Genomic DNA, 3578 nt, shown 5'->3' with positions numbered 1-3578 from the left:
CGTACAACCTGTACGGTCTGTACTTGTACGCACCTGTACGGTAGATTTTAAGAAAATCAAGCGTTTTATCGCTTGTATTTTGCTTGCCTGTACACCGTACGAACCGTACAGGTTATTTGAACTCCGTACGCAATTTTTTCAGATGCGTACGGAGCAATCAAGTTCGCATTGTGCGAACTTGATCGTAGCTCTCCCGCAGGAGACGTTCCCCCTCGGAGAGTCCTCGAAGGGCCCACTACACTTTGCAGCCCATAGGGATGAAAGTGTTATAGTGGGTTATTACACTTCCGCAGAAGTGCATCTTCGTTCCCCGTCACCTCTCGATGAACCTTGAAAGGAGGGATGCCCTTTGGCAAGAAACGATGGCATTGACCGCACCAGTGTCCGAAATCTCGCCGTTTCGGACAAGGCCGTTGGCAACACCCAGCAGCACAATGAGCGTGAAAAGGACAGCTATCGGAACCCCGATATTATCCCCCAGCGCGCTGCATGGAACGTCCACTTCAAAAAGCCAACCGCCAGCTACACCGACCTGTTCGCCCAGTTGGAAGCCGATGGAACCATCTCCACGCGCGGCTTGAAGCCGGATGCTACCCACTACTGTGAACTTGTCTTTGATGTCAACTCGGCCTATTTTGACAATCACGGTGGCTACGAGTTCGCCAAGCAGTTCTATGCGGATGCCTACAAAGCTGCTGTGCAAATCGTGGGTGGTGAGCAGTATATCCTCTCGGCTGTCATGCACGCCGATGAGATCAACCGTGCCATGACCGAAGCACTGGGCCGGGAGGTCTACCACTACCATCTCCACGTGGTCTATGTACCTGTGGTGGAAAAGCAGATTCTCTGGTCGAAACGCTGCAAGGACAAGGCACTGGTCGGCACCGTCAAGGAGACCGTCATGCAGGTCAGCCGAAGCAAGAAGTGGGCTTCCAAGCCCCTGCTGGACGATGCTGGAAAGCCCGTGCTGCAAAAGAACGGCAAGCCAGTCCTGAAGAAGTCGTACAGCGTCCTGCAAGACGATTTCTTCAACTATATGCGTACTGCCGGGTACACCGATGTGGAGCGCGGCGAGCGTGGCAGCACCGAAGAACACCTGACTGTCACTCAGTTCAAAGTCCAGCGGGAGCAGGAACGGCTGGACACCCTGACCACCCAAGCCGACCAAAAGGCGCAGTCGCTTGCCAAAACCAGTCAGACCCTCTCCAAAAAGGAGAAGGAACTTGCCGCTGTGCAGAAAAAGGCCACGCTCACGAAAGAAGCCCTCATTCATGCGCGCGATCTGGATTATATCGGCAAACGCACCTTTCTCGGTAACTACTCGCTGACCGAAGAAGAATTTTCCAAGCTGAAAAAGCAAGCCGACCACGGCTATATGATGGACGTGGAGAACCGCCGCTTGAAAGAAGAACTTTCCACCGCCAAGAAGGAGGCCGTTCGTTGGAGCAACAAGTACCACGACCTGTGGTACGACGTGAAACCCTATCTGGATGCTCTCCACCGTGCGCCCGAACTGGTGCGCGGCTTTCTGGAAAAGATTCTTGCCCCCAAGCAGGAGCTCACCATGAATGTGCAGCAGCGAAACCGCAGGCGTGGGCAGGATGTAGAACTTTAAGCTGAATTTTTAGATGATATGACAATATAAGGAGAAATGCTTATGGATTTTGACCGTAATTCTATGACCGTCCCTGTGCAATCTTCCGATTATACGAATAAGTTCTTGCAAAAGGACTCGAATCCCACTACAATGGAAGTGGTCACTCAAACCAATGCCGTCAAGTCTCCGACTGACAGCCCGGCAACTACAAAGCTGGTGTACACGGTGGAAGAGATCGCACGAATGCTGGCCATCAGTCTGCGCTCTGCTTACAACCTGTGCAACAGCACCACCGAATTCCGTGTCCTGCGGGTAGGCGGAAGCATCCGTGTGCCGAAGGACAGCTTCGATGCGTGGCTCTACCGGGCAGCTTGATAAGAGGAGGCAAACAGTATGGCATATATTACGAAGCGCGGCAACTCTTACAGCGTCCGCTACACCTACGAAGATGAACACGGCAAGAGCTGCGACAAATGGGAAAGTTTTCCTACAAAAGAGGAGGCAACGAACCGAAAGAAGCAGATCGAACATGAACTGGCAGCTGGCACATTCCTGATTCCGTCCTCGGTGACGGTGGCAGAGTTCCTCATGGATTGGCTGCCCAAGCAGTGCAGCAAGCACAAGTGGGCCCCCAAAACCTACGAATCCAATCTTTCCACCATCCAGAATCTGATTATCCCCTATATCGGCAGCATGGAGATGCAGAAACTTAAGCCCTACCACATGGAAAACCTCTATGCGACCCTGAGCAAAACGCCCTGCGGTTCGTATATCGAGGGAAAGAAGCAGGAATTGACCGAAAAGCAGAAGCAGCGATTCCTTTCCGGCACGACGATCCATGAGGTGCATCGGCTGCTGGGCACAGCGTTCCAGTACGCCGTGGAATGGGGCATTCTTGTCAAAAGTCCTGTTCCTGTGGACAGCCCCAAGAAGTCCACGCAGGAGCGCACCATCTGGACGGTAGAGGAAATGCGGGCGGCTCTGGACAGCATGGAGGACCCCATCCTGCATCTGGCAGTCCATCTCACACTGGTGGGCGCGCTGCGAGAAGGCGAGATCGTTGGTCTGACCCCAGAGGATATTGACTTTGATGCTGCGGACGGTATCGGAACCTTCCGTATCAACAAATCCATGCAGCGGGTGCGAAAAGAAGCCCTGAACCAAGTGGACGATGGCTGCATCATCAAGGTATTCCCGGACAAGCTGGAGCGCAGCACCACTTCCCTCATCCTGAAAAGCACCAAAACCGCATCCTCCTGCCGCACCATCTTCATGACCTCCGCACTGAAAGAGGAATTGAAGAAGTGGCTGAATCAGTTGGCGGCAGACGAGAGGAAAGACCCGGCACGTTACCACGACAGCGGAATGCTGTTCCGTCTGCCCAATGGTCTGGCGGTGGAACCGGTACTCATCCGCAAGAAGTTTCTGAAATGGCAGGATGCCCACCCAGAGTTCACTCGCATCGTCTTTCATGGTCTGCGGCATTCCAGTGCCACCTATCAGCTGATGATCTCCGGCGGCGATGTGAAGGCCGTTCAGGGCACCACAGGACATGCCACGGCGGATATGCTGGTGAACACCTACGCTCATATCCAGCAGTCCTCTCGTGTAGAACTGGGCAAGAAGTTTGAGGAAGGTTTCTACGCCAAACAGGAAAGCCCCAGCCCGCAGGCTGTACCCGCCGAAGGCGAACCGACCATCTCTATGACTGCTCTGCTGGAACTTCTGAAGAACGCAGACCCTGAAGTAAAGGCACAGCTCCGTCTTGCACTGCTGACCTGATGCAAAATTTACCACGCATTTCAAAGCAATTCCGCTTATGCAGAGGATTCCCACGAAAAAGCCGACCGTGCAAAAACCGTGCATTGACCGTGCAAGCCCCGAATTTTCGGGGTTACATAACAAAAAAGAACGTCAAATCTTACGATTTGACGTTCAAAATGTGGTGCACCTCCAGGGACTCGAACCCTGGGCCCACTGA

3 protein-coding genes are annotated in these 3578 nt (G+C 53.4%); all 3 read left to right on the top strand.

Features of this window, described 5'->3' with window-relative positions:
* Window positions 1-349 precede the first annotated feature (349 nt).
* From DXB44_RS14175 to DXB44_RS14165, 3 genes are read left to right on the top strand one after another with little or no spacing between them, the layout of a single operon-like run.
* Window positions 350-1615, top strand: coding sequence for a plasmid recombination protein (locus DXB44_RS14175; RefSeq protein WP_118659090.1), 1266 nt, complete (start codon window positions 350-352; stop codon window positions 1613-1615).
* 42 nt (window positions 1616-1657) lie between these two features.
* Entirely contained in the window at window positions 1658-1972 is a 315-nt protein-coding gene (locus tag DXB44_RS14170; RefSeq protein ID WP_112122197.1) for a helix-turn-helix domain-containing protein, read from the top strand.
* 18 nt (window positions 1973-1990) lie between these two features.
* Window positions 1991-3379: a site-specific integrase gene (locus tag DXB44_RS14165; protein ID WP_118659089.1), complete on the top strand. Its 1389-nt coding sequence runs from the start codon at window positions 1991-1993 to the stop codon at window positions 3377-3379.
* Window positions 3380-3578 lie beyond the last annotated feature (199 nt).

This window comes from Faecalibacterium sp. OM04-11BH, assembly GCF_003482185.1.
Classification (GTDB): Bacteria; Bacillota; Clostridia; order Oscillospirales; family Ruminococcaceae; genus Faecalibacterium; species Faecalibacterium tardum.
This window is presented reverse-complemented; position numbering and strand designations above follow the sequence as displayed.

What these genes read in the sequence shown, in the direction of transcription:
- DXB44_RS14170 (WP_112122197.1), top strand. Translation starts at nt 1,658, where the DNA reads ATGGATTTTGACCGTAATTCTATGACCGTCCCTGTGCAATCTTCCGAT.
- DXB44_RS14165 (WP_118659089.1), top strand. Translation starts at nt 1,991, where the DNA reads ATGGCATATATTACGAAGCGCGGCAACTCTTACAGCGTCCGCTACACC.